This is a genomic window from Edaphobacter sp. HDX4 (assembly GCF_036877565.1).
Taxonomy (GTDB): Bacteria; Acidobacteriota; Terriglobia; order Terriglobales; family Acidobacteriaceae; genus Edaphobacter.
Genome location: NZ_JAEDXW010000003.1, coordinates 249,732 through 276,294, shown reverse-complemented (window position 1 = coordinate 276,294; position 26,563 = coordinate 249,732). Strand labels below are relative to the sequence as shown.

General features: G+C 57.6%; 25 protein-coding genes. 10 read left to right on the top strand and 15 right to left on the bottom strand.

What is annotated here, in order from left to right; genetic code table 11:
* Positions 1–148: 148 nt before the first annotated feature.
* The 3 genes from JAO29_RS05380 to JAO29_RS05370 all read left to right on the top strand — a co-directional run bounded on the left by JAO29_RS05380 (position 149) and on the right by JAO29_RS05370 (position 2,273).
* Positions 149–1,255 (top strand): Gfo/Idh/MocA family protein, encoded by a 1,107-nt coding sequence (locus JAO29_RS05380; RefSeq protein WP_334267158.1) that lies wholly within the window; start codon positions 149–151, stop codon positions 1,253–1,255.
* Positions 1,252–1,884 (top strand): NAD-dependent epimerase/dehydratase family protein, encoded by a 633-nt coding sequence (locus JAO29_RS05375; protein WP_334267157.1) that lies wholly within the window; start codon positions 1,252–1,254, stop codon positions 1,882–1,884. Before JAO29_RS05380 ends, JAO29_RS05375 begins: the two co-directional genes overlap by 4 nt.
* 74 nt (positions 1,885–1,958) lie before the next feature.
* Positions 1,959–2,273 carry a hypothetical protein gene (locus JAO29_RS05370; RefSeq protein WP_334267156.1) on the top strand — a complete coding sequence of 105 codons (315 nt, stop codon included), beginning with the start codon at positions 1,959–1,961 and terminating at the stop codon, positions 2,271–2,273.
* Between the two features lie 42 nt (positions 2,274–2,315).
* Here the strand turns inward: JAO29_RS05370 and rocD are convergent, their stop codons facing one another.
* From rocD to JAO29_RS05330, 8 genes are all read right to left on the bottom strand, one after another.
* Positions 2,316–3,569, bottom strand: coding sequence for an ornithine--oxo-acid transaminase (gene rocD, locus JAO29_RS05365; protein ID WP_334267155.1), 1,254 nt, complete (start codon positions 3,567–3,569; stop codon positions 2,316–2,318).
* A 111-nt stretch (positions 3,570–3,680) separates the two neighbouring features.
* On the bottom strand, positions 3,681–4,868 hold the full coding sequence (locus tag JAO29_RS05360; RefSeq protein WP_334267154.1) for an acyltransferase family protein: 1,188 nt from the start codon (positions 4,866–4,868) through the stop codon (positions 3,681–3,683).
* A gap of 128 nt (positions 4,869–4,996) precedes the next feature.
* Positions 4,997–6,634, bottom strand: a complete 1,638-nt coding sequence (locus tag JAO29_RS05355) for an ABC-F family ATP-binding cassette domain-containing protein (RefSeq protein ID WP_334267153.1) — start codon at positions 6,632–6,634, stop codon at positions 4,997–4,999.
* Positions 6,635–7,027: 393 nt separating this feature from the next.
* Positions 7,028–8,545: a DEAD/DEAH box helicase gene (locus tag JAO29_RS05350; protein ID WP_334267152.1), complete on the bottom strand. Its 1,518-nt coding sequence runs from the start codon at positions 8,543–8,545 to the stop codon at positions 7,028–7,030.
* A 500-nt stretch (positions 8,546–9,045) separates the two neighbouring features.
* Positions 9,046–9,522, bottom strand: coding sequence for a peptide-methionine (S)-S-oxide reductase MsrA (gene msrA / locus JAO29_RS05345; protein ID WP_334267151.1), 477 nt, complete (start codon positions 9,520–9,522; stop codon positions 9,046–9,048).
* Between the two features lie 263 nt (positions 9,523–9,785).
* Positions 9,786–10,685, bottom strand: a complete 900-nt coding sequence (locus JAO29_RS05340; RefSeq protein WP_334267150.1) for a pseudouridine synthase — start codon at positions 10,683–10,685, stop codon at positions 9,786–9,788.
* Positions 10,686–10,752: 67 nt separating this feature from the next.
* On the bottom strand, positions 10,753–11,841 hold the full coding sequence (gene scpB, locus JAO29_RS05335) for an SMC-Scp complex subunit ScpB (protein WP_334267149.1): 1,089 nt from the start codon (positions 11,839–11,841) through the stop codon (positions 10,753–10,755).
* Positions 11,842–11,979: 138 nt separating this feature from the next.
* Positions 11,980–13,584, bottom strand: a complete 1,605-nt coding sequence (locus tag JAO29_RS05330; RefSeq protein WP_334267148.1) for an inorganic phosphate transporter — start codon at positions 13,582–13,584, stop codon at positions 11,980–11,982.
* Between the two features lie 258 nt (positions 13,585–13,842).
* On the opposite strand from JAO29_RS05330, the gene JAO29_RS05325 reads away from it, so the two are divergent.
* Positions 13,843–14,853: a choice-of-anchor A family protein gene (locus tag JAO29_RS05325; RefSeq protein ID WP_334267147.1), complete on the top strand. Its 1,011-nt coding sequence runs from the start codon at positions 13,843–13,845 to the stop codon at positions 14,851–14,853.
* A gap of 115 nt (positions 14,854–14,968) precedes the next feature.
* On the opposite strand, the gene JAO29_RS05320 is transcribed toward JAO29_RS05325, so the two are convergent.
* From JAO29_RS05320 to JAO29_RS05290, 7 genes are all read right to left on the bottom strand, one after another.
* Positions 14,969–15,958 carry a segregation and condensation protein A gene (locus JAO29_RS05320; protein ID WP_334267146.1) on the bottom strand — a complete coding sequence of 330 codons (990 nt, stop codon included), beginning with the start codon at positions 15,956–15,958 and terminating at the stop codon, positions 14,969–14,971.
* A complete protein-coding gene (trpS, locus tag JAO29_RS05315) occupies positions 15,955–17,085 on the bottom strand; it encodes a tryptophan--tRNA ligase (RefSeq protein WP_442886312.1) in 1,131 nt (376 codons plus the stop codon). The genes JAO29_RS05320 and trpS overlap by 4 nt, the downstream gene beginning before the upstream one ends.
* 83 nt (positions 17,086–17,168) lie before the next feature.
* Positions 17,169–17,870, bottom strand: coding sequence for a site-2 protease family protein (locus tag JAO29_RS05310; RefSeq protein ID WP_334267144.1), 702 nt, complete (start codon positions 17,868–17,870; stop codon positions 17,169–17,171).
* A gap of 67 nt (positions 17,871–17,937) precedes the next feature.
* Positions 17,938–18,621, bottom strand: coding sequence for a DUF4396 domain-containing protein (locus JAO29_RS05305; protein WP_334267143.1), 684 nt, complete (start codon positions 18,619–18,621; stop codon positions 17,938–17,940).
* A 63-nt stretch (positions 18,622–18,684) separates the two neighbouring features.
* Positions 18,685–19,479 carry an acyltransferase gene (locus JAO29_RS05300; protein ID WP_334267142.1) on the bottom strand — a complete coding sequence of 265 codons (795 nt, stop codon included), beginning with the start codon at positions 19,477–19,479 and terminating at the stop codon, positions 18,685–18,687.
* Positions 19,480–19,527: 48 nt separating this feature from the next.
* On the bottom strand, positions 19,528–20,256 hold the full coding sequence (locus tag JAO29_RS05295; RefSeq protein WP_334267141.1) for an SIMPL domain-containing protein: 729 nt from the start codon (positions 20,254–20,256) through the stop codon (positions 19,528–19,530).
* A 2-nt stretch (positions 20,257–20,258) separates the two neighbouring features.
* Complete coding sequence (locus JAO29_RS05290) at positions 20,259–20,435, bottom strand: hypothetical protein (protein ID WP_334267140.1); 177 nt, start codon at positions 20,433–20,435, stop codon at positions 20,259–20,261.
* A 143-nt stretch (positions 20,436–20,578) separates the two neighbouring features.
* Here JAO29_RS05290 and JAO29_RS05285 point away from each other — a divergent pair, with 143 nt between their 5' ends.
* The 6 genes from JAO29_RS05285 (at position 20,579) to moaA (ending at position 26,494) form a co-directional block, all read left to right on the top strand.
* Positions 20,579–20,851: a hypothetical protein gene (locus JAO29_RS05285; RefSeq protein ID WP_334267139.1), complete on the top strand. Its 273-nt coding sequence runs from the start codon at positions 20,579–20,581 to the stop codon at positions 20,849–20,851.
* A gap of 238 nt (positions 20,852–21,089) precedes the next feature.
* Positions 21,090–21,374, top strand: a complete 285-nt coding sequence (locus tag JAO29_RS05280; protein WP_334267138.1) for a hypothetical protein — start codon at positions 21,090–21,092, stop codon at positions 21,372–21,374.
* Positions 21,375–21,456: 82 nt separating this feature from the next.
* Positions 21,457–23,484, top strand: coding sequence for a (Fe-S)-binding protein (locus tag JAO29_RS05275; RefSeq protein ID WP_334267137.1), 2,028 nt, complete (start codon positions 21,457–21,459; stop codon positions 23,482–23,484).
* Positions 23,481–24,248, top strand: coding sequence for an electron transfer flavoprotein subunit beta/FixA family protein (locus tag JAO29_RS05270; RefSeq protein ID WP_334267136.1), 768 nt, complete (start codon positions 23,481–23,483; stop codon positions 24,246–24,248). Before JAO29_RS05275 ends, JAO29_RS05270 begins: the two co-directional genes overlap by 4 nt.
* Positions 24,245–25,234: an electron transfer flavoprotein subunit alpha/FixB family protein gene (locus tag JAO29_RS05265; protein WP_334267135.1), complete on the top strand. Its 990-nt coding sequence runs from the start codon at positions 24,245–24,247 to the stop codon at positions 25,232–25,234. Before JAO29_RS05270 ends, JAO29_RS05265 begins: the two co-directional genes overlap by 4 nt.
* 165 nt (positions 25,235–25,399) lie before the next feature.
* On the top strand, positions 25,400–26,494 hold the full coding sequence (gene moaA / locus JAO29_RS05260; protein ID WP_334267134.1) for a GTP 3',8-cyclase MoaA: 1,095 nt from the start codon (positions 25,400–25,402) through the stop codon (positions 26,492–26,494).
* The last annotated feature ends 69 nt before the right edge of the window (positions 26,495–26,563 follow it).

Below are 26,563 nucleotides of genomic sequence, written 5' to 3'. Positions count from 1 at the left end.
GGCATCGATGCATATGGATCCGAGCCGCTGTTCTAAAAAGGATCCATCCAAAGTATCCCATGTTTAGCGCGTGACGGGAATCTTCGTTTTTGTATGGAATGGTAAATGCATGCCATACAGCGGCAGGAAGTTCGATAGGCTAGGGTAAATGGCGGAATTGAGAAAGTTACGGGTTGGGATTGTCGGCTGCGGAAAGATTGCGGATGGGCACGCCGAAGTAGTCAAGTATCTTGCGGGAGCTGATCTGGCGGCGGTCTGCGACCGCGAGCCTCTGCTCGCCGAACAGCTTGCGGTGCGCATGGGCGTGCCCTCCTGGTATGGGGACATGGGAGAGATGTTGGCACGGGAGAGGCTGGATGTCGTTCACATTACAACCCCTCCGGCAGTGCACCTTCCCCTGACCCGGCAGTGCGTTGACGCCGGTGCGCATGTCTTCCTGGAAAAGCCGCTGGCCCTGACAGCTCCGGAAGCCAGAGAGCTGATCGACGTAGTCGTTACCGGGGGACGGCAGATGACCATCAACTACTGGCCCAACTTCGACCCTCCTGCCATGCAGTTCAAGCAGATGCTGGCGAACGGCGAGCTGGGAGATCCAGTGCATGTCGAGGCTTTCATTGGCTATGACCTGGCCGGACCCTACGGACAGGTCTTGATGAGCGATCCGAACTACTGGGTACACAAGCTTCCGGGCAAACTCTTCCACAACATGATCGACCATGTGTTTAACCGGATTGTTCCCTTCTTCCCTGACCTCGAGCCGGAGATTCACGCCTTCGCCTTCAAACGTCGCGAAGGGGTGCGGAACAATGCGACGGATGCGATGCTCGACGAACTTCGAGTTTATCTGAGGGGTGGAACTGTTTCGGCCTATGGCAGTCTGTGCTCCCACGCCCGGCCGGTGGCGAACACGCTGAAGGTATACGGAACCAAGGCGACTATAGAGGTGGACTATAACAACCGCACAGTAGTGAACACGACTTCACAACGCTACCCAAGTGCACTCGGCCGGCTGGCGCCGCCCCTGCAGATGGCGGGAAGATATCTGGCTGAGGGCAAAAAGAACATTGGGCAGTTCCGGCGCAGCGAGTTCCATTTCTTTGCAGGAATGTCGAAGCTGCTGGAGCTGTTCTATGAGGGGATTCGCACCGGCGGAGCGCCTCCGATTCCCTACTCTGAGATCATGCGCGTCTGCGAGGTGATGGATCGAGTGATCCAGCAGGTTTATCCCGGAACGATGTCCGAGGTGGCGCGATGAAGATCCTTGTCACCGGGGCGGGCGGATTTCTGGGGAAAGCTATCGTGGAACGGCTGCTGGCCCACGGCCAGACCGACATTCGTTGCATGCTGCGCGATCCATCGAAGGCTGGTGGACTGGAGGCGATTGCCGCCCGGCACCCGCAGGCGCAGCTGGAGTTTGTCAGAGCGAATCTTCGCAACTTGGTTGAGATTGCACCTGCGGTTGCGGATTGCGGGATGGTGATTCACGCAGCGGCAGCCCTCAAGGGATCGCCCGCCGAGATGTTCATGGACTCAGTGGTGGCCTCACGCAACCTGTTGGAGGCCGTCGTCAATGAGCTGAGACCGATGCGGGTGGTCCTGGTGAGCTCGTTCGGGGCGATGGGTGTGCCGGAACTGCCTCGCGGCGCCATGGTCGATGAGAACACTCCACTGGAGCAGCATCCTGAAAGACGGGATGTGTACTCGCACGCGAAGCTGCGACAGGAACAACTTTTCTGGGAGTACAGCGCCAAGTATGGCTTCGATCTCGTCGTTCTGCGGCCGGGTGTGATCTACGGTCCCGGAGGTGGACACTTCTCCAACCGCGTAGGGCTAAGTCTCTTCGGCCGCTTTCTACACCTGGGGGGAAAAATCTGCTTCCTCTGACCTATGTCGATAACTGCGCCGAAGCGATCGTCGTCGCAGCACTGTCTCCGACCGCTAGTGGACAGGTCTACAACGTGGTCGATGACGACCTGGTCACCTCGAAGCAGTACCTTGCCTTGTACAAGAGCGAGGTTCGCAAAGTCCGTTCGATCCCGATTCCCTACCCTGTGCTGATGTGGGGCTCACAGATGATAGAACGCTATCACCAGAAGTCGCGAGGGCAGCTTCCGGCGATCTTCACGCCCTATAAGACACGCTCCATGTGGGGCGGCAATCAGTTCAGCAATGCAAAGCTGAAGAGCATCGGCTGGAGGCCGATCCTGTCGACCCGCGAAGGACTGTCGCGTGCATTTGCGGCGTTCCGCAGTGAGCCGGAGAAGACCAAGTAGAACGGCCTGTCTTCGATCTTTGAGGACAGGCCGTAAGGTCGACTACTTCTTGGATTCGAGAACCGCCTGGATGCGGTCGCAGGCCCACAGCAGGTCTTCTCGCTTGATGGTCAGGGGTGGCGCAAGGCGAATGACATTGTCGTGCGTCTCTTTGCAGAGCAGGCCTTCGCGCATCAGAGCCTCGCAGATAGGACGGGCCGGGCCGTTCAGTTCAACAGCAACCCACAGACCGCGTCCGCGAACCTCACGAATCTGCGGGCTGCAGATCTGCCGGATGCGGTCCATCAGCAGTGCGCCCAGCTCCGCTGAGCGCTCGACGAGTTTTTCCTCCACGATGACATGAAGAGAAGCCCTTGCGATGGCGCAGGCCATCGGGTTTCCTCCGAAGGTGCTTCCGTGATCGCCGGGGTGAAGGACGCCGAGGATCTCGCGCGAGGCCAGTACCGCAGAGACCGGGTAGAAGCCTCCGGCCAGCGCCTTCCCGACGATAAGAACATCCGGAGTTACATTCTCATGCTCGCAGGCGAAGAGCTTGCCGGTGCGTCCCAGGCCTGACTGGATCTCGTCGGCGATGAAGAGGACGTTGTTCTCGCGGCAGGCTGCTGCAGCCTCAGCCAGAAAGCCATCGGGCGGAATAAGAACGCCTGCCTCTCCCTGGATGGGCTCAACGAGGAAGGCCGCGGTATTCGGCGTGATGGCTTCGCGCAATGCTTTGGCATCGCCGAAAGGGATGACCTTGAAGCCGGACAGATAAGGGCCGAATCCATCGCGATACTGCTCCTCGGTAGAGAAGCTGATGATCGAGATCGTGCGCCCGTGGAAGTTGTTGGCGCAGACGATGATCTCTGCTTTGCCCTCGGGGATTCCCTTGATCTTGTAGCCCCACTTGCGTGCGATCTTGAGGGCTGACTCTACCGCCTCGGTCCCGGAGTTCATGGGCAGGACCATCTCAAAACCCGTAAGCTCCGTAAGCTCCTTGTAGAAGAGCGGGAGTTGGTCGTTGCGAAAGGCGCGCGAGGTGAGGGTGACGCGCTGCGCCTGCTCCTGCATGGCGGCGAGGATGCGAGGGTGGCAGTGGCCCTGGTTGACCGCCGAATAAGCTGCGAGGAAGTCGAGGTAACGCCGGCCTTCGACGTCATAGATCCAGACGTCGGAAGCCCGCTCGACGACCACATCCAGGGGCTTGTAGTTGTGGGCGCCGTACTTATCCTCAAGCGCAATGAGGTGGGTAGAGGGGTGTCTGCTGACTTGATTGGAATCGTCGATCATGTCGTGCTGAAGAACGGAGACAGCCATAAGGATCGCCTTTTGAGTAAGAGAGGCCCGATTGCCCTAGTTTCCCTATTATTTCACGACGCCGTCCCATCGTGGAACTTCTCTATCCGGGAGTGCCTTCTGTATTCCGACTCAAACGTCGATAGAGACAGTCTTCTCTTCGGGTTGGAATGAGATCGTATCCTTCTGCGGCGAGTTACCTTCCTTGGCGAGCTTCGCCCTCCGGCGAAGAAATGGTTCCTCAAAAAAGCGGCGGGAGAGCCATGCAACGAAGATGGCTGCGGAGCCAGCCAGGAGAAGACGGAGAAACGCACCTTGCAGTACTGGCTGAAACGAGCCGGAGGTGCGCTGCACGCACCAGTCATATGCATTGAAGATCAGAAGATGTATGAGGTAGAGACCGTAACTAATGTAGCCCAGGAAGCGCATCGGCGCGGCATACTTCGAGCTGTACCATGGGCTTTGGCGTGCAAGCAAAAATATCAGCAGACCTGCGAAAAAGAAGTTCCATGGCGTGGTCTGAAGGGCCGCGCCCAAAGTGGTCGTGCGATGCAGGATGCCAAAAGGAAAACCCACCAGAAGGATCAGAAATCCTGCAGCCATTGTGAATAGTCCCAATCTGAGGCCGTTGCGGAGAGTCCCGTAAGAAGACCGCGCAAAGATGGCCAGCAGCGCTCCAATGGCGAGGTTGTCCGCTATCAGGGGAGTGCTGGAATGGATGTCACCCAGGAAGTGGATCCTCCCCGAGGCCACGAGCCACCGGAGAGCAGGATCGACAAAACAGATCGCAATCGCGATCGTCGTAAAGACACGGACGTTGACCTTGGCCACCAGCATCGGCCAGAGAAGGTAAAACTGCTCTTCCACGGACAGAGACCAAAAAGGACCGTAGTTCGTTGTGAGGGGGAGGAATTGGGTGTAGTTCGCAAGGAACAGGAGTGAGACCAGAATAGAGCCCGGAGTGAGGTAGTGAAACAGATACAGCACAACGATGACTGCCAGATACGCCGGGAGAATACGCTGAACTCTTCGAAGGTAAAACCGGCGGAAATAGTCTGGTCTTCCCTTTGTGTCCAGCAGAATTCCGGTGATCAGGAATCCAGAGAGCACGAAGAAGAGGTTAACTCCCAGCCAGCCGAAGACGCTCGCATTGATGATGAGCTTCGAAAGCTTCCCGGAAGCATGGCCGCCGTCCCAATAGAGACCGTGATAGAGCACAACGGAAAGGATGGCTAATCCTCGGAGCACGTCCAGCTCAGGCATGTGCTTTCGCAAAAGCGGGCGTTCGAACTCTACTTTGTCGACTCTAAGTTCTGGCATCGTAACTCTCCGAGCTTATACCGAATGATCCTCTTGAGGAGAACTCATACCGCCCTGCGTTCGTGAGCCAAAGTGCCAGGGCGGTGCGGTTGAATTTCCGACAGCATGAACTGTGCAGCAACAGAGAACTACTTCGCTGTAAGCGCTACCTGCTGTTGATACTCCTCGTAAGGTCCCTTGTGATCGGTAATGCGGAAGTCTGCGGGGCCGCCTTCGAAGTGCCAGATGCGGGTACCGACTTCGTCGATAAGGTCTTCGTCGTGGGTGACGAGGAAGACCGTGCCTTCGTACTTCTGCAGCGCCTGGTTGAGAGCGTTGATACTCTCGAGATCCAGGTGGTTGGTGGGCTCGTCGAGGACGAGAATGTTCGGCTTCTGCAGCATGAGCTTGCAGAAGAGCAGACGAGCAGCCTCTCCGCCGGAGAGCGCATCGGTCTTCTTGTTGCCCTCTTCACCACGGAAGAGCATCTGCCCAAGGATGCCGCGGATGTCCTCGCGACTGGCCTGGGGATCGAACTGATGCAGCCACTCGGCAGCTGTCGTTCCAAGCTGGATGGAGCCCTTGTGGTCCTGCGCGAAATAACCGATCTGCGCCTCGTGTCCCCACTTCACCGTCCCTGAATCCAGAGCCGTCGGATCGGACTCCTCCAGTCCGGCATTGGCCAGCAGGGCCTTGAGCATCGTGGTCTTACCCTGACCGTTACGGCCGATGAGCACGATCTTGTCCCCGCGCATGACAGCACCCGAGAAGTTGTTGATGACGTGCTCGGTCTTGCCGTCAGGCTGAGTGTAGGACTTATTGAGATTTTCGAGTTCAAGAACGTGCTTGCCCGACGGACGGATCAGATCAAAGCGGATATAGGGACGCTGGATGTTCGACCGTGCGAGCTCAGTGGTCGCAAGGCGCTCGACTTCCTTCTTACGCGAATTCACCTGCGAGGAACGGGTTCCTGCCGAGAAGCGCGCGATGAAGTCATTCAGTTGCGCGATCTTCTTTTCGCGCTGCTCATTCTGAGATTCGATCCGTGCACGGACCTGTGTCTTCTGCAGGACCATGTCATCGTAGCCACCGGTATAAGTGATGATGGTCTCGTAGTCGATATCGGCGATGTGCGTGCAGATCGAGTTGAGGAAGTGCCGGTCGTGCGAGATGGTAATGACGGTGCCGTTATAGCGCAGCAGGAAGTTTTCGAGCCAGTGAATGGAGTCGAGGTCAAGGTAGTTTGTAGGCTCGTCGAGGAGCAGCGCCTCGGGATTTCCGAAGAGGGCCTGTGCGAGGAGAACCCGAACCTTCTGGCCTCCCTGCAGCTCACTCATCTTGCGTTCATGAACCTCGTCGGGGATGTCGAGCCCCTGAAGGAGCACAGCAGCATTGGACTCAGCCTCATAGCCATCTTCGTCGCCGACGATGCCCTCAAGCTCACCGAGGCGCGAACCGTCTTCATCGGTCAGTTCGGGCTTCTCATAGATGCGTTCACGCTCTTCAAGAGCGGCCCACAGACCCTTGTTGCCCATGATGACCGTGTCGATGACGCGAAAGGCGTCGAACTCATACTGATCCTGCTTGAGGACACCGATCTTCTTGGGGCGGACGACGGTTCCCTTCTGGGCGTCGATTTCGCCCGTGAGCACCTTCATGAAGGTGGACTTGCCGGCACCATTGGGACCGGTCAGGCCGTAGCGACGGCCAGTGGTGAAGGTGACGGAAACATCCTCAAAAAGGAGCTTCGAGCCATAGCGCATTGTGACGTTGGATACGGAGATCATCCCCTTAATTCTCTCATGGCAGCACCACGGACATACTAGGCCGCCGCTGGGTTAATCGAGTGAATTGACCGCGAATTCGCGGATTTTCGATGTGAAACTCCCGGTTAGCCCAGCGGGTCGCCGCCCCTCGGTGCAGGCTTCGATTGGACCTCCGGACAAGGCCCTTTAAATCATATGGATGTAGATGGTAAGTTTTGCGAATCCAGGTCTATGAGGCCGCGATGGCCTGTTTGCATTCAAAAACTTCGACCGCCGTCTGAGAAACGCGTGTCGAAGAATTGGAAGGGTAGCTGCCAGCACCAACAAAGGTCATCGAATGTCGGATGGCGCTGACCCGCAAAAAAAAGAGCCCGCAGCTGGCTGATTGGCCAGCTGCGGGCTGATAGGTGGGGTCTAACGACCGCGGTTTTTGCGGCCTGAACGGGATCCGCCACTCTCAGAGCGCGGGTGGGAGGAGTTTCTCCCCGGGTGGGCGCTGTTTGCACCACCACGATGTCCGCCGGATCTGCCTTCCGCACCAGGCCCCTTGCGACGGCCGCGGAAAGCGGGTCGTCCATTGTTGGCAGGTGCACCGGACTGTCCGTCCGACTCCCCTCGCCAGGAACGGGTCTCGAGAGCCAGCAGAGCATCCAGAGCCTCGACCTGCCGTCCGGTTGTTGCGGACGGAACAATCGAGTTCAGATCGACGGGCTTGTTGCGCTCCTCTTTCTCAAGATTCTTATCGGCTTCTTTCCAGGCAAACTTGATCTTCAGTTCGCGTTCGAGCTTACGAGCATCATGGCGCTCCTGCGGCATCACGAAGGTCGTTGCGACACCTTTCGCTCCTGCGCGACCGGTGCGTCCGATGCGGTGCACGAAGTCTTCGCTCGCATTGGGAAGGTCGAAGTTAACAACATGGGCAATGTCGGAGATATCGATGCCGCGGGCAGCGACGTCGGTCGCAACCAGGACACGATGCTTTCCGGAAGCAAAGCCTTTGAGAGCGGAGCTTCGCTGCGATTGCGAACGATCTCCGTGGATTGCATTCGTCCAGTGACCAAGCTTCTCGAGCTTCTTCGAGATGCGGTCTGCGCCGTGCTTGGTGCGGGAGAAGACCAGGAAGCTACCCTTTTCTTCGCCGAGCATCTGGTTCAGCAGTCCAAGTTTCTGATCCTGCATGACCGTGTAGGCGCGCAGCTCCACTCGGTCCGAGGGCTTGGAGGTATTGCCGATTTCGATGCGAACAGGATCCTTCACGTAGTCGCGAACGATCTCCTGGATGTTGGCGTCGAGTGTCGCGGAGTAGCACATCGTCTGGCGTCCACGGGGAACGGCCGTAACGATGCGGCGGATCGCCGGCAGGAAGCCCATGTCGAGCATGCGATCCACCTCGTCCAGAACAAACATCTGCACGTTAGAGAGATCGATCTGCCGACGACGGAGGAAGTCCTCGAGACGTCCAGGGGTCGCGACGATAAGGCGCGGACCGCGATCGAGATTGTCGAACTGGGTGTTCTCGGACAAACCACCGCAGATGAGAACAGCGTCGTGCTTCGCGCCGGGCATCAGCTTCCAGTAGTTTTCCAGAACCTGCATGGCGAGCTCTCGCGTCGGCAGCAGGATCAGGGCGCGAGCAGGGCTGCGTTTCCCTCGTGTGCTGGGAACCGAGGTTGCGTCGAGCCTTTCGAGAATAGGTACGAGAAAGCTGAGCGTCTTACCGGTACCGGTAGAGGCAGTGGCTAGAATGTCCCGGCCCTCAAGCGCGGGGGGAATGGCTCCAGCCTGGACGGGTGTTGGAGTGACGAAACCAGCAGCAGTCAAACGCTGCTTGAGTGGCTCTGAGAGGTTGAAGCTGGTGAAAACTGGTGAATCGGCGTGGCTGGTTCCAATCGTGGAATCCAGCTGTTCGGGTGCTTCTAAAGTTGTGGTCAAGATAGTCCTTCGGTAAATGCCGCATTCATTGCGGCGCCTTTGAGATGCAGAACGATGCGGGACGCACCATGGATTCCGAGGTATCAGCTTGCCCTACATCGGGCTTACGCTGCTGCACGGCGAGAAAGGTCACCTTTGACCTTCCATCAGAGCCAGAGCAACCAGCGCCTTGGATGACTGAATGAAATCAGCAGAGCGCGGGAGGTTATAAGCTTCTGCGGTCTCTGGCCACCCCGAACCCATCCGGGGGCTCCCGCGAAGCAGGACATCAATCAACAGATCGATGCCTTGTACCAAGGATAACACAGGATGGGAGTTCCAGGCTTTGGAAGCGGCTTTCCGGTCTCAAGGTACCTCCCCGATCAACTTCCCGACCCATCCATTCAAGGCGAGCCCTCGGTTCTTTGACCTAAGGCCCGAAGCAGGCCGCCTGCAAAAAGATATGGAGCCGGACCTGTTCGGCCGCGACTCCATTCTCTTCTCCCGAACTTCTGATCACTTCAGATGTGGCAACTCACCATGCCGCGCTTTTCAAGGTAGCGCTGATGGTATTCCTCTGCCTTCCAGAAAGCCCTGGTCGGTGAAATTTCGGTCGCAATGGGATCCCGATAGGTGCCGGAGGCGTTCAACTCTGCCTTTTTAGCCGACGCCTCAGCAGCCTGACGTTCATTATGAGTGAAGATAACGCTCCGGTACTGTGCTCCCAGATCTGGGCCCTGCCGATTGACCTGAGTGGGATCATGCAGTGCGAAGAACGCATCCAGAAGCTTCTCGTAGCTGGTACGTGAGTTATCAAATGTAACCTGGACGACCTCGGCGTGACCGGTGCGGCCGTTACAGACATCCTGGTAAGTGGGCTGCTCGAGGTCTCCGCCTTCGTACCCTACGGTCGTATCAATCACTCCGATGATCTCGTTGAACTTTGCTTCTACACCCCAGAAGCATCCTGCTCCAAATGTAGCTTTTTCGATTGCCACTTTTTACTCCTTTGCTGCTCTGCAACGTGCTTGCGGCGGTTAACGCCGGGCCTGGGACCTACTATGAAACGACACTTATTTGATGCTCTTCCGTATAGCTTTGTCTTCATCGGAAGATGAACAGCGGGAGTATTCTGTGCGTGCGAATCGAGCGCTGTCAATAAGCCAGACGATATCTTTCGATGCTCCAAAAGACACGGTCCCCCATCAGCCAGGAGAGCTGTGGGAGGTGAGTGCAGTTACAGGCCGGTCAGGGGTGCTTTTCAGCCCCTGCGATGATCGCCCGGTACCCGGCGTCGCGCCTTTTTGGGGGGAACTGGCTTCTTGAGCTGTGCAAACTCAGGGAGTCTTTGCTTGGGAGTGACCTTCAGGCCCTTGGCTGCTCTTCCCAGAGCCATAACCTCACCCGCGGTCAGCTCCCGGAAGTCGCCCGGCGAGACGTCCAGCCTCAGAGCTCCGTAGCCGATGCGGCGGATCTTCTCGACGTGATGTCCGATCTCCTCAAACATCTTGCGGATCTGACGGTTGCGGCCTTCGATCAGAGTGAGCTCAAACCAGGGGTTATCGCCACCCCTTACCTGCTCGATCTTTGCCGGAGCGGTTACCACGCGATCACGGCGACCGCTACGCGCCTCATTGAGGCGGCCTCGGTCGATCATGATTCCGCGACGCAGCTGATCGATGCTCTCGGCCGAGGGGACCCCGGCGACCTTCACCAGATAGGTCTTTTCGACTCCCGCCGCTGCCTTGGAGAGCTGATTCGCAAGATTACCGTCGTTGGTCATCAATAGAAGGCCTTCAGAGAGGTAATCCAGGCGGCCTACCGGGTATAAACGTGCAGATTCAGCATGCGGTCCTCGCTTCTTTGCCATCAGGTCAGCGACTGTTGGGCGCTTCTCCGGGTCGGAGAGCGTTGTGACATATCCACGCGGCTTGTTGAGCATGTAGTAGCGGTGCTGCTCGCGACCGCGCAGCAGCTTGCCATCGACGCGGATATGGTCCCGGTCGGGATCCGCGCGCGTGCCCAGCTCGGTGACGACCTGGCCGTTTACCTGAACATGGCCCTCGAGGATGAGACCCTCAGCCTTGCGGCGACTGGAGACGCCTGCTGCCGCGAGAATCTTCTGGAGGCGCTCGCCCCTGTTTTCCTTCGGTTCGGTCATCTGGTAATTATCGCCCGAACCGGACAAGTTCGCCCGCAGCGGCGCTCAGATCTTCGAAAGAACAGGACTAGGACTTAGGTTCCTCCATTAACTGACCGGCATCCTCGCTCCCGGCATCTTCGCTCCCTGCTTCATCGCTCTCGGGCTCTGACGGCGCTTCGGTTGCGGATTCTGGCTTCTCTTCGACGAATTGATCGTCCAGAGGGTCGTCGACCGGGTCAGGGCTTCCGTCGGCCTGCGGCAGGTGGGTGTGGCGTTCTGGTTCAAGCTCCGCAGGAGTCTCCGGGGCATGGTGTTCCGCCGTCGAGTGCTCCATGGGGATCTCCTCCTGTTCGGCGAGCTCTCCCGCCATCTTTTCGAATTCCTCAATGGACGGGAGCTCATTGACATCTTTAAGCCCGAAGCGAAGCAGAAAGTCCTTGGTGGTCTTGTAGAGAATGGGACGCCCGATGACCTGTTTGCGGCCCGCAGTCGTCACCAGCTTGCGTGTCATCAGGGAGCCGAGGACGCCACCGGAGTCGACGCCGCGAATCTCGGAGACCTCGGGCGCGGTGATGGGCTGCTTGTACGCTACGACCGCCAGGGTCTCGAGGGCCTGCAGCGACAGCTTGAGGGGCGGCTTAAGCGATTTCACGAAACCGCGCACGGCATCGTGGTACTCCGGCTTGGTCGCCATCCGATAACCGCTGGCCACCTCGCGGATCTCCAGACCGCGATCTCCGTTCGAGTAGTCGCTGATCAGCTGGTCGAGCAGGGAACGGAAATACTCCCGGAGCCGGCGATTTCTCTCCTTCTCCTCTTTCGCCTCGCGTGCAGATTGCCGTTCCGGGACCTCGCCTGCTGCCTCCTCCGGCAAGGGCTCTGTCGCTTCGGAGACTGCCTGGGCGTCCTCTACGGGTTCAGAAGCGGCAGGAGCTGCCTGTTCCACTTCAGCGATTTCTTCACTGTTCAGGCTGTCCACAGCCCGATCGCCCGCCTGCTGGGCCTCCGCATTGCCACTCTCTTCTTCTGCTTCAAGCGCAAGTGCCTGCTGCGCCTCTGCGAGCTGGTCCAGCTCAGCCTGGGCCTCGTGGCCGAGCAGGCCCATCAACTGGGAGAGGGTCACCGGTTCTTCGGACGCGTAGATGACAGCTTCGATCTTTCCTTTGAGGCTCATTGCCTACGAGTGTATAAGAACGCTCCCTGAAGAGAGCAGTCGTCAAAGGTGTGATTCGGGACGTGTTTTGCACAGCAGAAAGGAGGTGGAATGCGATCTTCCACCCTCCGAAGACGAAGAGTATGAGGAGCTTGTGAACTACCTCACCATCATGTTGAAGAGCCAGTACAGAACTCCCGACAGGATAGCCGCGGCAGGAAGGGTGAAGACCCAGGCAAGTGCTATGTCGCGCAGAGTTGCGACTTGCAGACCGCTCCTGCTCGCAGCCATCGTTCCCGCCACTCCGGAGGACAATACATGGGTCGTACTGACAGGAAGGCCGTACCCGTCCGCGGCAAGAATCGTCATCATCGCCATCAGCTCAGCCGAGGCTCCCTGCGCATAGGTCAGGTGAGTCTTGCCGATCTTCTCCCCGACGGTGATCACAATGCGCTTCCATCCCACCATCGTTCCCAGCCCCAGCGCGAGCGCAACCGCGACCTTGACCCAGGAGGGAATGAACTTGGTCGAGCGATCCAGGAATCCCTTGTAGTTTCCGAAGACTTTTTTGTCGTCATCTGAGACACCAGGACCATACTTCGGCAGCAGGCGCATGGTCTCGCTTACGAGGTACATCTGGTTACGAACGTTCGCCTGCATATTGGCGGGAACGCGATTGAGAGCACCGTACCGCGTGACCTCGTTCTGGATGTCATTGACCATCTGCCGCATTGCCAGCATCGTGCTCCCGCTGAACTGATGGGACGAGACGAAGTGTTCCAGCTCCTGACCGGAGTCGGCGACTACCGCGTTGGGATCGACATACCGCGAGAGTGTGTCTGAGGTCTGACGCGAGACTGCCGTGAAGGTCTCCACCTGGGAACGGGTGACCGCGTGGTTCAGCGCATAGGCCGTCGGAACCGTACCCACCAGGATGAGCATAATGAGTCCCATCCCCTTCTGGCCGTCATTTGAGCCATGGGCGAAGCTAACCCCTGTGCAGGTAAGAACCAGCAGAGCGCGAATATAAAAGGGCGGCGGTTCTGTTCCTTTGGGCGCTTCGTAGAGTCGAGGATCGCGAAGCAGGAGCTTGAACAATCCAAACAGCACGGCAGCACCGACAAATCCGACGACCGGCGAGAAGAGAAGAGCTTTGAATACCTTCGTGACCTGCTCCCAGTCGACTCCGCTCACTCCGCTGGCACCGTGAAGGAGCTGATTGGTGATACCGACACCGATGATAGAGCCGATCATCGTGTGCGAGCTGGAGGCCGGGAGACCACGCCACCAGGTCGCCAGGTTCCATAGAATCGCCGCTACCAGCAGGGCAAAGACCATAGCGAAACCCGCCCCCTTGCTGACCTTCAGAATCAACTCCACAGGCAGCAGCGTGATGACCGAATAGGCCACAGCGCCCGAGCTGGTCAGCACCCCAACGAAGTTCCAGAGCCCTGACCAGACCACCGCGATATGCGGCTCCAGCGAGTGCGTATAGATCACCGTCGCCACGGCGTTCGCTGTGTCGTGGAAGCCATTCACGAACTCGAAACCCAGGGCAATCAGCAGGGCGACTCCCAACAGGAAGTAGGGAAAGATGGAACCCGTGTGGACAAAGGTGAGATCGAGGGAGAGCTGTCGAGCGATGTAACCCACTCCGCCCACCAGCAGGAGGGAAAAGACGGCTATCCCAATCTTGCCTGGCGAGGATTTCTTTAGCTTTTCGTCGAGAAGAGAGCCGGAGGGGAGAGTAGCTGGCGTTGCCATCGATGGTCACCTATGCGTGGATTGGGCCCGGGTCAGTCACGATCACGATAGGCGTCGTTTGCGAACGGAATGTGAACAGCAGGTGAAGAAACACCGGACTAAGGAAGGGAAATAGTTTTCCTCATCCGCAGGAAAAAATAAGCATATATGCAAAAAAGTTCCGTTGAGGACGCACCAGCACCGCGAAAATCGCCGACGCCTGGGCCCCGGGGGTTCTTTTTTGGATTTGGCCGCCCACTTGCAATAGGTCTTTCCATAATGAAGATCAAGTACCTTTCTCTTTTGGCAGTAAGCCTTGTTGTTCTCCCAGGTCTGTGCAAAGCCGACGGTGTGGCCCCCTTCGGCGTAGCAAGTGCATACAATCTAGTGGCCCTTGGAACGGTTGACTCCCACGGCAATACCGTCATCGCAGGCAATATCTCAACCACAGCAGACATTACAGGACGGGTCGCCGCAGCCGGAATGGTAACGAGTGGAACGACGATCGGAAGTAATCTCTACAGCGATCCATGGGGCTCGCTGGCGCATTTCGATCTTGTGTCAACGGGAGGGCTCAACTCCGGAGAGCAGTTCAACATCAACAGCCATGGAAACGTCTTTGCTCCGGGGAGCAATGGCAACTTCAACTTCAACGGAGGCGGACATCGCGTAAGCACTGGCTCGTCGGGGATTGATTTCGACAGCCTGCGCACTACGCTGGACAACAAGTCGCTGGCATTAGCTGCACTGAGTGCGAACGGCGAGGTTCTGGGAACAAATCACTCGTCTGTGAATCCGTCCTTCTTCGTCTTGAAGGGAACCAGTTCAATCCTGAATATCTTCAACATCACTGCCGCCCAGTTTGGCGACACGAACCATCCACTCGACATCATCGCACCCGCTGGCTCGACCATCATCATCAACGTCGATGGCAAGAACGTCGCTCTGGGGACCGGGATCTACTATAACGACCAACAGAATTCAGGCGACAGCAGCGCGAATTCCAACATCCTGTTCAATTTCTCTGACGCTGATACCGTAACCATCAATGGTCAATTCACCGCTTCGGCGCTCGCTCCGTTTGCGATCCTGAGCGGCAACTCCCAGATGTCCGGCACATTCATTGCCGCTGCCATCGGCCAGACCGGCGAGGTTCACAACCAGGAGTTCACCGGAACGCTTCCGCCAACGGTGCCAACGAGCGTTGCTCCCGAACCAGCTTCGCTGGCGTTGATGGGAACAGGCATGGCAGCACTCGCCGGATTGATTCGGAAGCGGAAGAAGCAGTAAACATCCGCGCTCGTCTCATTTCGAGCGAGGCTTAGATTCAGACTTGATCTTCAGTGAAATCCTCACCTGCGAGCATAAGTGTCGCTCACAGGTGAGGATCACAGTTGTGACGGGATTATCGCCAGTCGTCGCGAGCCTGTTGCTGATCCGCGAAGACCTGATCGAAGTTATCGGTCTTCTTGATCAGGATGTCTCCCTCGGAGATAGGCTGGTGCAGCAGAACCGCCTGTAGGCGAACAAGCTCAAGCATCGCAAGGAACATGCAGATCAGGGCCCGCTCGGTGTGGGTGTTGTGCAGCAGGCGTCGAAGAGAGACAGGCTTGTCTTCCATGACGAGGCGGCGCTTCACATAGTCGATCATCTGAGCCACGGTCACAGACTCTTCGTCGACATCCAGCACCGGCCTTTGCCGCAATCGGCCCAGAATGTCCTGAAAGACGCGGACAAGATCGACGGTATCGGCCGCGATCTCACGCTCCGCATCTGCGGAGTCACGGAAATCCCGTATGCCAGGATTGCTCCAGGTAGCTTCCTCAATCTGCTGCTTCTGCATCAGCATCTGCGCAGCCGCCTTGAAGCGTTCGTGCTCGAGCAGACGCTCTACCAGTTCGCGGCGTGGATCTTCCGAGTCGGTTCCTGTGACATCGCTGGGGTCGCGAGGCAGAAGCATCTTTGACTTGATGTGGATGAGGAGCGAGGCCATATAGATGAACTCGCCGGCAGCATCGACGTCGGTCTGCTGCAGCTTGTGGGTGTAATCCAGGAACTGCTCGGTGATGCGGGCAATAGGAATGTCGTAGATGTCGATGTTCTGCTTGCGAATGAGGTCGAGCAGAAGGTCGAGCGGGCCGTCATAGACCAGGCCGACAGTTACGGAAAAGGGCGACTGCGACGCCTCCTCTTTATCCCTTTTGTCTTTCTCCCTGTCCTTCGCTGATGCACGCCTGGGCTCCAGGGCGGGAGCAGGCACAGGATGCTTGAGGGCGAACGGCTCAGCGACTTCGCCGTTCTCGATCGCTTCAGGTGGGGAGGCCGGGGCCGCAGCCTCGGGATTCTCTTCGGTTTGGAGAGTCGGGTCCTGTGGATTGATGGTTTCGTCGCTCATAGAGATGAAAGACCTACAGCATAGCGGACTTCCTGCATCGTCTGGTTCGCTCGAGCTGCGGCACGAACCGCGCCCTGACGCAGGATCTCTTCTACTTCCACGAAGTTTGATTCATAGTAGCGTCGCCGCTCCTGGATAGGTGCAAGATGCGCTACAACGGCATCTGCCAGCCAGCTCTTGCACTGGATACACCCGATTCCGGCGGTAGTACACCCGATGCGCGCCTCCTGCTGCGTCTCTTCCGAAGAGAAGACCTTGTGCAGGTCGAAGACGGGACATACGTCCGGGTTCCCTGGATCCTCCCGTCGCACACGCGCCGGATCGGTCACCATAGTCTTGAGCTTTGTCCGCACCTCCGACTCCGGGTCGGACAGCAGAATGGTGTTGCGGTAGCTCTTGGACATCTTTCGTCCATCGGTTCCCGGCAGCTTGGGAGAGGGAGTCAGGAGGACATCCGGTTCTGGCAGCACCTCCGTGCGACCGAATCCCTCCGTGATCTTCTTCGTCTGGTGCGCAGCTTCATAGAGCTCATGTGCGGAGAAGGCAGACTTTGCCTTATCGCCGGCAAGCTTTCGCGCCTTCTCCTGGATGGCTCCCATCTCCCATGGAGCCGCATCGGAGGCGAGGTGAAAATCGCCAGGGAAGAACTGATTGAAGCGCCGCGCGATCTCACGCGTCAGCTCGACGTGCGCGACCTGATCTGCGCCCACAGGCACGTAACGCGGCTTGTAGAGCAGGATGTCCGCGCTCTGCAGCAGTGGATAGCCGAGAAAACCATACGTGGCCAGATCCTTCTCTTTCAGCTGCTCCTGCTGGTCCTTATAGGTCGGCACACGCTCCAGCCAGCTCAGCGGAGTGATCATGCTGAACAATGCATGCAACTCGAAATGTGCTTTGACGTCACTCTGAATGAAGAGCGTGGAGATCTCAGGATCGAGACCGGCGGCGAGGAAATCAAGGATCACCTCGCGGATATTCTCACGAAGATTCGATGTGTTGGCGTAGTCCGTTGTCAGTGCGTGATAGTCAGCGATGAAAAAGTAGCACTCATAGTCATGCTGCAGCTTTACCCAATTGAAGAGCGCACCCATATAGTTTCCCAGGTGCAGCTTGCCTGTGGGCCGCATACCGCTCAAGATTCTTGGACGTGCTGAAGAAGAAGATAAATCGGTCATGATGCTCAAATTGAGATGATACGGGAAGCGCTGCCCTAGAGAGCCGCAAGGATGGAGTCGAAGGCCGACTGGAGTGGATAGAGAAAGACGCGGAAGATGAATCCTCCAGCCACGAGCATGAAGATCCACAACGCCAGCATACCCATCCGGTCATAAATCCGCAGAGCGTTGTATGGCAGAAAGTGACGGAGAATTCGGCTGCCATCAAGCGGAGGAAAGGGCACCAGATTGAAGACGAACAGAAGAAGATTGATCAGAATGATGAAGTAAAGCAGAAGCGCGACGGGAAAGAGGGCGGGAAGGTTTTCAGTTGAAACCCCGGGAAGATGCATCGCAAGTGCCATTGCCGTAAATACAGCCAGGGTTCCGCCAGGCACCAGGTGCTTGATGATCAACAGCAGGATGAGCGCACCGGTGGCCAGCAGAAGATTACTGGCAGGGCCGGCCAGGGTCACCATGATGTCGTCTCTCTTATAGTTTTTGAAGTTGCGCGCGGTGACTGGAGTGGGTTTTGCCCAGCCAATCAAAGGCCAGTGGTAGACAAGGGCGATAAGAGGCATCAGAACCGAACCAAACAGATCCAGGTGTTTCAAGGGATTCAAGGTAACTCGACCCAGCATGCGGGCCGTTGGATCGCCCAACCGCCACGCCATCCACGCATGAGCGCACTCGTGCACACTGAAGGCGAGGATCAGCGCAAATACCTGGAAGACTATGAGAACGACGTTCTGATTCATCCTATTAGCCTAAAGGATGAATCATTCCTTGGGAAAACGGAGGGCAGACTGCCTCCTAGACCCCTGCCTATCCCATCTTTTCTTTCAACCCAGCCTCAACCAGCCACCGATTCATAGGGTAAGAGGTCAGAAAGCCGCAGATCATTCCAATCTGCATCATCAGCCAGTATTCAGGCTGTATCGGCTCCAGGTGAGGCGAAGGAAACAGCTTGAAGTAGACGAGAGCCATCCAGGCGTACATTCCCACCTGGAAAGCGAGGATGGAGAGGGTATCCGCCTTGACGGCCGCCACAATGCCCTCTTTCACCGACAGGTTGCGCATCGGCTTTATGGAAAAGTATTGAATGATGACGCCCAGAAGCCACGCGGCCGCCAGGTCCCATGCGAAGCTGGCCCACAGCTTTGAACCGAGAAGTGTGACACCCAGCCCAAAAAGCGTGAACTCCGTCAGTACGTCGGCGATAGTGCAACCTGCTCCACAATGACTGGTGGCAAGGGCGACCTGATTCCACGTAACAGGCTTCTCCTTCTCCTGGTGACCGCCTTCCTTGTGGGGCATCGCGGGGCCCTTCCTCGCGCGTCCGAACTGCAGGTATGCCCAGACAGCTATGGGACCAAAGTAAAGGGCAGTGATGGGCCAAACGAGATTCATGACGCTCATCGGCTGTGGACGGCGGCTGATGTCGAGTGCGATCCCGACGGCACACAGGCCAGCAACGATGAGGCTGACTACGGATAATAAATGCAGCAAACAGCCCCCTTCTGTCCGTAGGATGCATGGAAGCGGCGGCAGAGACCTTGGCTGCAGGACTAGCTAGGCGGGTGGATTCTTTTCGCGCTTAACCTTTGCCGGGATGCCGACCGACACGACACCCGGCGGCACCGGCTTGGTCGCCAGCGCCATGGCGCCAAGCATGGAGTTTTCACCCACGCCCGCTCCCGCCAGAACGGTGGCGTGATAGGTTACCCGCGCCTTGGGACCTATCTCCGTCGGTTTGTTGGTTACATCCGCCTGAACATTGATGTCGTGGGTGTGGGAGTAGATATTGGCGTAATCCGAGACACTCGTCCCTTGGCGCAGAATCAATCCGCCCCGATCATCCAACATGACGTTCCTGTGAATGGTGCAGTTGTCTTCGATGGTGAGGTTGTACCCGTAGGTGAACTCCACGTTGTGAAAGATCTTCACTCCCTTGCCCAGAGACTGGAAGATGTGGTGCCCCAACATGCAGCGGAAGCGGAAGCCGAGCCAATGATTCAGACCCAGTGGAGAGCGATCGAACATCTGCCAGAACCAGATAAGAGGCTTACGAACGGCGTACTTCTCAGCATCGATGTCGCCATAGTACTCAGGCTCGAGCGTCACGTTGCGTGGGTCAAAGCACTCTGTGAGTGTGTGGCTTGCCAACTCACTGGTCAGCGTAACCGGAGTTCGCCCCCCGTGAGGTTTTCCGAGATACATCTGGTAGAGCTCATCGCGCACGATCTCCGACCGGCGATCGACAGAATCGTGCCGGGTGAACTCATCATTGAGCTGTGAAAGCCAGCGCCGGTAGGTGGATTCCGCTTCGGGAGTAGGCTTCAGTTCGCGATAGGTGTACTGGGGCATCAGTCTTCTCTCTTTACATGTACGTTCGAGTTGCCCGCACTGTTTCGCCTATTCGATGGCGAAGACAGCATAGACGGTCGCAGACTTTTCTACCTCTCTCGGGTTGATCGCCAGCGGCTGTACCTTCTCCATCGCCGGTGCCGCTGCCATCGCGCGGAACATCGGACGAGGCCCGCTGGGCTGCACCTCGTTGCTGGCGTACAGAAGCGAGCCGAGCTTCGCATTCAGGCTGGTCGCCATCTGCTGGGCCTGCGTGTGCGCACGCTGAAGCGCCTTTGCTGCAGCCTGCGTCTCAGGCGCATTCTCATCCTTGAAGTCCCAGTCAATCTGTCCCGACTGATTCGCCCCCGCCTTCACGGCAAGATCCAGAGCCTTCGCGGCATCCGCCGCTTCCATCTTGATAGTCCAGCTCTGCGTAACCTGGAACTGCCGCTGGGCCTTCTGAGCCTCGGTGAGCTTGTCGAGCTGATAATTCTGTACAGGGGCGATCTGCTGGTTCTCGCTCTGGATGGAATCCTTCGGAATGCCACTATCGGTCAACGCATTGACGATCGAATTCGAGAGCTTCGAGCCATTCGCGTACGCAGTATTGCTATCGGGACCATAGGCGATGAAACCGACATGCAGAGTGGCCTGGTCTGCCAGCGCGGTCACCTTGTCGGTCGCGGTAATGGCAATCGTGCGATTCTCTTTATTCACCTGAATGGTCTGGGCTGCGCCCGAGAGGGCCATCCCGGCTACAAGCAGGCTCAGTGCAGCAGAGCGAAAACGTATCATCCTTATTCTCCTGTCCTGTTGATGAGATCGGCGAGGGTCTCTTTGTGTTTTTCCTTCGCGCCGCGCTTCTGTTTCGGATCGAGCAGCACACGCTCAGACGGTGGTTGGCCAACGCGTTCACGGGCATTTGCCTTAACGGCTTTTACAGCAGAAAAAATCTTCTTCTTCGTCTTACTCATCTGCGTGCCCCGGGGGCTCTCGATCCGACGGCTGCGAGTCCCTCTGCGATTATGCAATACTCTTGTACTTATGGTCCGGTAGCCGCTGGACCGCACGAGGGTGCGGCTTCCAAACAAAACAGCCGCAGACCGAGAGGTGCTGGATGGAAGAACGCGATTTTTTCGACGAGCGTCCGGAGCAGCGGACCCACACCATGACCTGCCCGCACTGCGGACAACAGGGCGAGTATGAGCTTGGCTGGATCGTACGAAGAAAGAAGAACCAGCTTCCCCGAGGAGCTGACGACCGCGACCGGGCGCGATTTGCCAAAGCCCAGAGCTATATGGTGCGTCGCGATGACATGGTTGGCTGCAAAAATGTCCGCTGCCGAAAGCGGTTCGAGGTGGCAGGCATACAGTCAGTAGCGTTTCTGTAGCCCGGAGTTCCCAGGACCTATCAGGGGCCCTCCTGAGGGCAAATCGAATCTCTTCCGCTGTCTTTACGAATGAATGGCCGTTCAGTTATGCTTCCGGCGCTGGACGAATACCGTTCTCTGCTGTTCGCAAAGTGTCGAAGTGTCATCGTGAGCTATGCTTTAATGGAAAAGAAAGTTGCCGCCGCTCGGGATGCTTTCCTCGAACCGCAACGAAACGCAGGGAGACAAGAAAAGACTCATGGCTAACACGCTGCTGCCCATCGAAGAACGAAATCTGACCCCCGATGAAGTCGAACTTCTGGACAGGCGCCGCCGCCGCGGTCAGCTCTGCCTGGTCATCGGCTTTCAGTGCCTCATCGTCTTCACGCTGGTGACTCTGTGGGCTGGTCAGGACTTCACGGTTTCGCCGGGACTGGCACATCCCATGGTCTACTGGGACGCAATTACAGGAACTCTGGCAGCAATCTTCCTGCTGGCCGGTATTCGTCTGCGCCGCGGGTCTACCGAGTTCATCAGCTACTAGCTGAGGCGCTCGACCAGACTCGGGAATTGTTCGAAAGAGTGAGCGGTACAGCCTATGCTGTCCTGCTCACGGACAGGTTCGGATGATTGCTGGGGGGCTTCAATCGGCTGCATCTCTCCGTTCCCTGACGGGAACACTTCTGCTTTCCCAGTTACCGTCCTCTCCCTTCCTCACTCTGTCTGAACCCTCGCGCTTCACCGCGATTGAGAGCGGATTGCTCGCCGTCAGCATCGGCCTGTCGTGCGGTCTCTTCTTCTGGCGCTTCGGCCCCATCCTGGGTACCATCCTCCGTTCGCGGAAGGATCCTGGACTGACACTTCACCCACTCGGCCGCCGCACCTGGGACTTCGTTTGGGAGGTGCTCTGCCAGGCGAAGGTCATACGCCAGCGACCGCTTCCCGGACTGGCCCATGCCTTTGTCTTCTGGGGATTCCTCGCCTTCGCCCTCGTCAGCCTCAACCACCTGGCCGTCGGCTTCGGGCTGGGCTTTCTCTCTCCCTCAAGTACTGCAGGCCGCTTCTACTTTTATTTCGCAGCCCTCTGGGCTCTACTGGTGGCCATCTCTATCACGGGCCTGTTCGTCAGGCGATTTTTTGTGCGACCCGTCTGGCTCGGTCAAAAGGTCTCTTACGAATCTGGCGTGATCGCCTTCCTTATCTTTTTGCTGATGCTGAGCTATCTCGGATCGTTCTTCGTCACGGGTGAGGGCGCGGCGATTCGCCTGCTCTGGTGGACGCATACGCTCACGCTGCTTCTCTTTCTTCCGCTGATCCCCCATACAAAGCATCTCCATCTCGTCCTCAGCCCGGTGACCGTATTCCTCAAGCGCCCGGGATTCTCGGATATTCCCCCGCTTCGCGAAGATGAGGATTTCGGCCTGGTCGCGGGCAAGGATGTGACCCAGCTGATCTCCCTGCAGACCTACAGCTGCGTGGAATGTGGTCGATGCACGGAGCACTGCCCTGCTGCGACAACCGGCAAGGTTCTGAACCCGAAAGAGATCATCCTTGGCTTTAGAAGCTATCTGAATGAGTTTGGACCCTCGTCTGACGTGCCACTGCTTACCGAGTCGCGAATCGCTTCCCCCGACAATCCGCCGGCAAAGTTTCTGAGCATGGAGGCAGCCTTCCAATGCACCACCTGTGGAGGCTGCGAGTTCCAGTGTCCGGTCGGAATCCAGCACGTTCCCATCATCGTCGGCCTGCGTCGCGGGGCAACCAATACCGGGGCATGGGAGGACGACTACGGCACCAAACTCTTTCTGGCGCTTGAGAAGAACGGCAATGCACTGGGCCTTGGTACAGCCGAGCGCGACAAGTTCATTCAGAAGCAGGCGTTTCCAATCTTTGATGGCTCTCAGGAGTATTGCCTCTGGATGGGCTGCATGGGAGGATACGATCCTAAGGGCCGGGAGATCATTGCCGATTTCGCAAAAGTCATGCAGCATCTCGGAACAACCTTCGGAGTCCTGAAGAAGGAAAAGTGTACCGGCGACCCAGCACGACGACTTGGCAACGATCTCGTGTTTCAGACGTTAGCCGAGACGGGACTGAAGACCTTAGAGACCGCGAAGGTCAAGAAGATCGTTGCGATATGTCCGCACTGCGTCCGCACCATTGCGACCGATTGGAAAGACTTCGGTGTTGCACCGGAGATTGAACATCACTCCGAGTTCATGGCCCGCCACATAGACCGGCTGCCTAAGCAGAACTCCGGAAGCATTGTTTATCACGACCCCTGCTATCTCGGACGCTATCAAAACATCTATGAGGAGCCGCGAACGGTTGTAGAGCACGCAGGCACACTCCTGGAGGCGCCACGTTCCCATGAGCGCAGCTTCTGCTGTGGCGCGGGCGGCGGCCTGGCCTTTCTGGGAGAGGAGCAGGGTGATCGCGTCAGCCATGTTCGCGCTCGTGAACTGGCGGCTACAGGAGCGCAGATTGTCGGGACGGCCTGCCCTTTCTGCAATACGATGTTCCGCGATGCTCTGACAGCCGTGAGCGATGCTCCCCCGCAGCTGCTCGATATCGCACAGTTGACCGTGCGCGCCTTGTCCGCACCGCAGGATCCAAAGCCGTCCGGCCTAACAGAATCAGGAGGAGCGCAGTGAAGATTGTCGTAGCCATCAAGCAGGTCCCGGAGCGAGATGCCCCAGTCCACATCGCGGCAGATGGCAGATGGATTGACGAAAGCGACCTGAACTACACCATCAACGAGCCGGATGCTTACGCACTCGAAGAGGCGCTCCAGCTGAAAGAAAAGGGCGGAGATGGGGAGGTGGTGGTGGTCTGCGCAGGTCCGGATCGGGTGCAGAGCACCCTGCGCGAAGCCCTGGCCAAGGGTGCGGACCGTGCCATCCACATCGAATGCGACGATCTCGGCTCGCGGGACACTCTCGGAATTGCCAGGATTCTCGCGGAGGCAATCAAAGAAGAGGCGCCGGACCTCATCTTGACAGGACTGCAGTCTGACGATCTCGGTCTGGGCCAGACCGGCGTCGTTCTCGCGGAGCTGCTCGGAATCCCGCACGCGACCATCATCATGCAGGTCGAACTCCTCGGATCGGGATTGAAGGTGAAGCGCGAGTTGGAAGACGGTTGGTTTCAGCATGTCGAGATGCCGCTTCCGGCGCTGCTCACCATCCAGTCGGGAGGGAACAAGCTGCGTTATGCCACGTTGATGGGAATCAAAAAAGCGAAGAGCAAGGAGATGAAGACTGTCGCTGCTTTCCCCGCTACAGCTGCTCCGGCGGTCGAGTTGGAGCGTGTCTTTCTACCGGAGAAGCAAAAGAAGACCGAGATGTTTACCGGCTCGCCTGCAGAGATTGCGGCAAAGATCGTCGAGAAGCTGAAATTCGAAGTGAGGGTGCTATGAGCGGTGTGCTTGTCATGATGGAGCAGCGAAACGGCGCCTGGAACCGGATGAGCTTCGAGGCTCTTGCTGCCGGTCAGCAATTGGCGGAACATCTCGGAACCGAATGCTCAGCCGTAGTGGTGGGGCGAAACTCTGGTTCGCTGTCCCAGGAACTGGCGTCCAAAAAGCTGAAAAAGGTATATGCCATCGATCACGAACTTCTGGCGAGCTACACCGCGGATGGTTATCTTGCGGCTCTGGAACAATTCGTGAAGCAGGAAGCGCCGGACTATGTCCTCTTCCCTCACACGTATCGGGTCCGCGATTTCGCGCCGGCGTTGGCGACCCGGTTCAGCCAGGTCCTCATCAGCGACGTCATTACGATCCGCTACGGTTCTGGCAGTACGGGCAGCCCGATGTTTGTCCGGCAGCTGTTGCAGGGCAAGTTGAACGCGGATTACCGTCATACCTCCCAGGGACCCTGTTTCGTCTCCGTTCAGGCTGGTACCTTCCGGTCCGATGCGGTACAGGAAGGCACAGCCTCGGTCGAGACCTTCACGCCGCAACTCCTGCCGGACCAGATCCGCAGCAAACCCGGCGAGCCTTTTCGTGAGTCTTCCCAATCCGTCGATCTATCTTCTGCGCCCCTGATCGTCTCCGTCGGCCGCGGGATCGGAGAACAGGACAGCCTCTCACTGGTCGAAGAACTAGCCCAGGCTTTGGGGGCAGAGCTTGCCGCTTCGCGCCCGATCTGCGACAACGGATGGCTTCCGATGGAACGGCAGGTAGGAAGCTCGGGTCAGACTGTCTCCCCAAAGCTCTATGTGGCTGTGGGGATCTCTGGAGCCATTCAACATCTTGTCGGCATGAAAGGCTCAAAAGCGGTACTTGCCATCAATAAGGACGAAAATGCCCCGATCTTCGAGATTGCCGACTATGGCGTGGTGGGAGATCTCTTTGAGATCGTTCCGGAGCTCACCAAGGCCGTTCTTGCCGCAAAGGGCTGAGAAGCAGCGTCGCGGTGCCAAAGAATCCATTCCGAAGCGTCGGGGATCCTGCCTCCGAAGAAGACATCGTAGGCTTTTCGAAGAACGCGCTCTATACTGTAACCTCTGCTTCATTTGTTTCACTTCTACGGCCACGCGCATCGAATCGTATTAAAGAAGAAGCCCATGGCAACTATCTCCCCATTGCTGCCGATCAGAGATGACGCTGGAACTCTCGTGATAGAGGACCGCTCGCAACCGGAGCGGCTGCGTGATCGTTTTGGTCGCGCCATCACCGACCTGCGCCTTTCGGTCACGGACCGGTGCAACTACCGCTGCGTCTACTGTCGGACCGGCAACGATGGCGCCCAATACAGTGAGCTTGCAATCGAAGACTATCTCCGCATGGTGCGCATCCTGGTGTCTCTGGGGATAGAGAAAGTTCGCCTGACAGGTGGGGAACCTCTACTGCGCTCGGGCCTGGTCGAGATGGTTCGCGAGCTGGCAAAACTCAGGACAGCTTTTCTCCCCAATGGGGAGCCGACCGCATCGGGTGCTCCGTTGGACCTCGCTCTCACAACCAACGGACATCTCCTGGAGAAGCTTGCGCTACCCTTGGCAGAAGCCGGTCTCAGCCGCGTCACCGTGAGCATGGACGCCGTTGACTCCGAGACCTTCACCAGGATCACGCGAGTGCCTAGAAGCTTTGATCGCGTCCTGGCCGGTGTCAGAAAAGCAATGGATGTGGGGTTGGGTCCGGTGAAGGTCAACTGTGTTCTGCTTCGGGGCTTCAACGACAACCAGATCGAAGCTTTCGCGGAATTTTCCCGCCGCGAGGGTGTGATCGTGAGATTCATCGAGTTCATGCCGCTGGAAGAGGACCGCAGCTGGAAGCCGGAGACGGTCGTCCCCATGAGCGAGATCCTGGATCGGCTGCGTGGCTATCGTCCCTTAGTCGAACTTCCGCAAAAGGCGGCAAGCGAAACTGCACGACGGTTTACCTTCGATGACGGGCTCGGAGAGATCGGCATTATCGCTCCGGTCTCGCGTCCCTTCTGCGGACACTGCAGCCGGATTCGGCTTACCTCCGATGGGAAGCTACGAACCTGTCTCTTCTCACAAACCGATCATGATCTCTATGGCCGAATGCTGCACCACGGAACCGATGAGGAACTCTCCGCGTACATACGCAAAGTTGTCCTTTCCAAAGAAGAACGCCATCACATCGGTGAACCAGGCTTTGAGAAACCTTCGCGAAGTATGGTTCACATTGGAGGCTAGAGAATTGCTTGGTGCCTCTCTGGTCCGGACGAAAACCAGTCATTTCTACTGCTTGAGAAATTCAATCGC

Bases quoted from the DNA above. Each gene is read 5' to 3' on its own strand.
- JAO29_RS05380 (WP_334267158.1), top strand. From the start codon at position 149: ATGGCGGAATTGAGAAAGTTACGGGTTGGGATTGTCGGCTGCGGAAAG.
- JAO29_RS05375 (WP_334267157.1), top strand. From the start codon at position 1,252: ATGAAGATCCTTGTCACCGGGGCGGGCGGATTTCTGGGGAAAGCTATC.
- rocD (WP_334267155.1), bottom strand. From the start codon at position 3,569: ATGGCTGTCTCCGTTCTTCAGCACGACATGATCGACGATTCCAATCAA.
- JAO29_RS05360 (WP_334267154.1), bottom strand. From the start codon at position 4,868: ATGCCAGAACTTAGAGTCGACAAAGTAGAGTTCGAACGCCCGCTTTTG.
- JAO29_RS05355 (WP_334267153.1), bottom strand. From the start codon at position 6,634: ATGATCTCCGTATCCAACGTCACAATGCGCTATGGCTCGAAGCTCCTT.
- JAO29_RS05340 (WP_334267150.1), bottom strand. From the start codon at position 10,685: ATGACCGAACCGAAGGAAAACAGGGGCGAGCGCCTCCAGAAGATTCTC.
- scpB (WP_334267149.1), bottom strand. From the start codon at position 11,841: ATGAGCCTCAAAGGAAAGATCGAAGCTGTCATCTACGCGTCCGAAGAA.
- JAO29_RS05330 (WP_334267148.1), bottom strand. From the start codon at position 13,584: ATGGCAACGCCAGCTACTCTCCCCTCCGGCTCTCTTCTCGACGAAAAG.
- JAO29_RS05325 (WP_334267147.1), top strand. From the start codon at position 13,843: ATGAAGATCAAGTACCTTTCTCTTTTGGCAGTAAGCCTTGTTGTTCTC.
- JAO29_RS05320 (WP_334267146.1), bottom strand. From the start codon at position 15,958: ATGAGCGACGAAACCATCAATCCACAGGACCCGACTCTCCAAACCGAA.
- trpS (WP_442886312.1), bottom strand. From the start codon at position 17,085: ATGCGGCCCACAGGCAAGCTGCACCTGGGAAACTATATGGGTGCGCTC.
- JAO29_RS05310 (WP_334267144.1), bottom strand. From the start codon at position 17,870: ATGAATCAGAACGTCGTTCTCATAGTCTTCCAGGTATTTGCGCTGATC.
- JAO29_RS05300 (WP_334267142.1), bottom strand. From the start codon at position 19,479: ATGCCCCAGTACACCTATCGCGAACTGAAGCCTACTCCCGAAGCGGAA.
- JAO29_RS05295 (WP_334267141.1), bottom strand. From the start codon at position 20,256: ATGATACGTTTTCGCTCTGCTGCACTGAGCCTGCTTGTAGCCGGGATG.
- JAO29_RS05290 (WP_334267140.1), bottom strand. From the start codon at position 20,435: ATGAGTAAGACGAAGAAGAAGATTTTTTCTGCTGTAAAAGCCGTTAAG.
- JAO29_RS05285 (WP_334267139.1), top strand. From the start codon at position 20,579: ATGGAAGAACGCGATTTTTTCGACGAGCGTCCGGAGCAGCGGACCCAC.
- JAO29_RS05280 (WP_334267138.1), top strand. From the start codon at position 21,090: ATGGCTAACACGCTGCTGCCCATCGAAGAACGAAATCTGACCCCCGAT.
- JAO29_RS05275 (WP_334267137.1), top strand. From the start codon at position 21,457: ATGATTGCTGGGGGGCTTCAATCGGCTGCATCTCTCCGTTCCCTGACG.
- JAO29_RS05265 (WP_334267135.1), top strand. From the start codon at position 24,245: ATGAGCGGTGTGCTTGTCATGATGGAGCAGCGAAACGGCGCCTGGAAC.
- moaA (WP_334267134.1), top strand. From the start codon at position 25,400: ATGGCAACTATCTCCCCATTGCTGCCGATCAGAGATGACGCTGGAACT.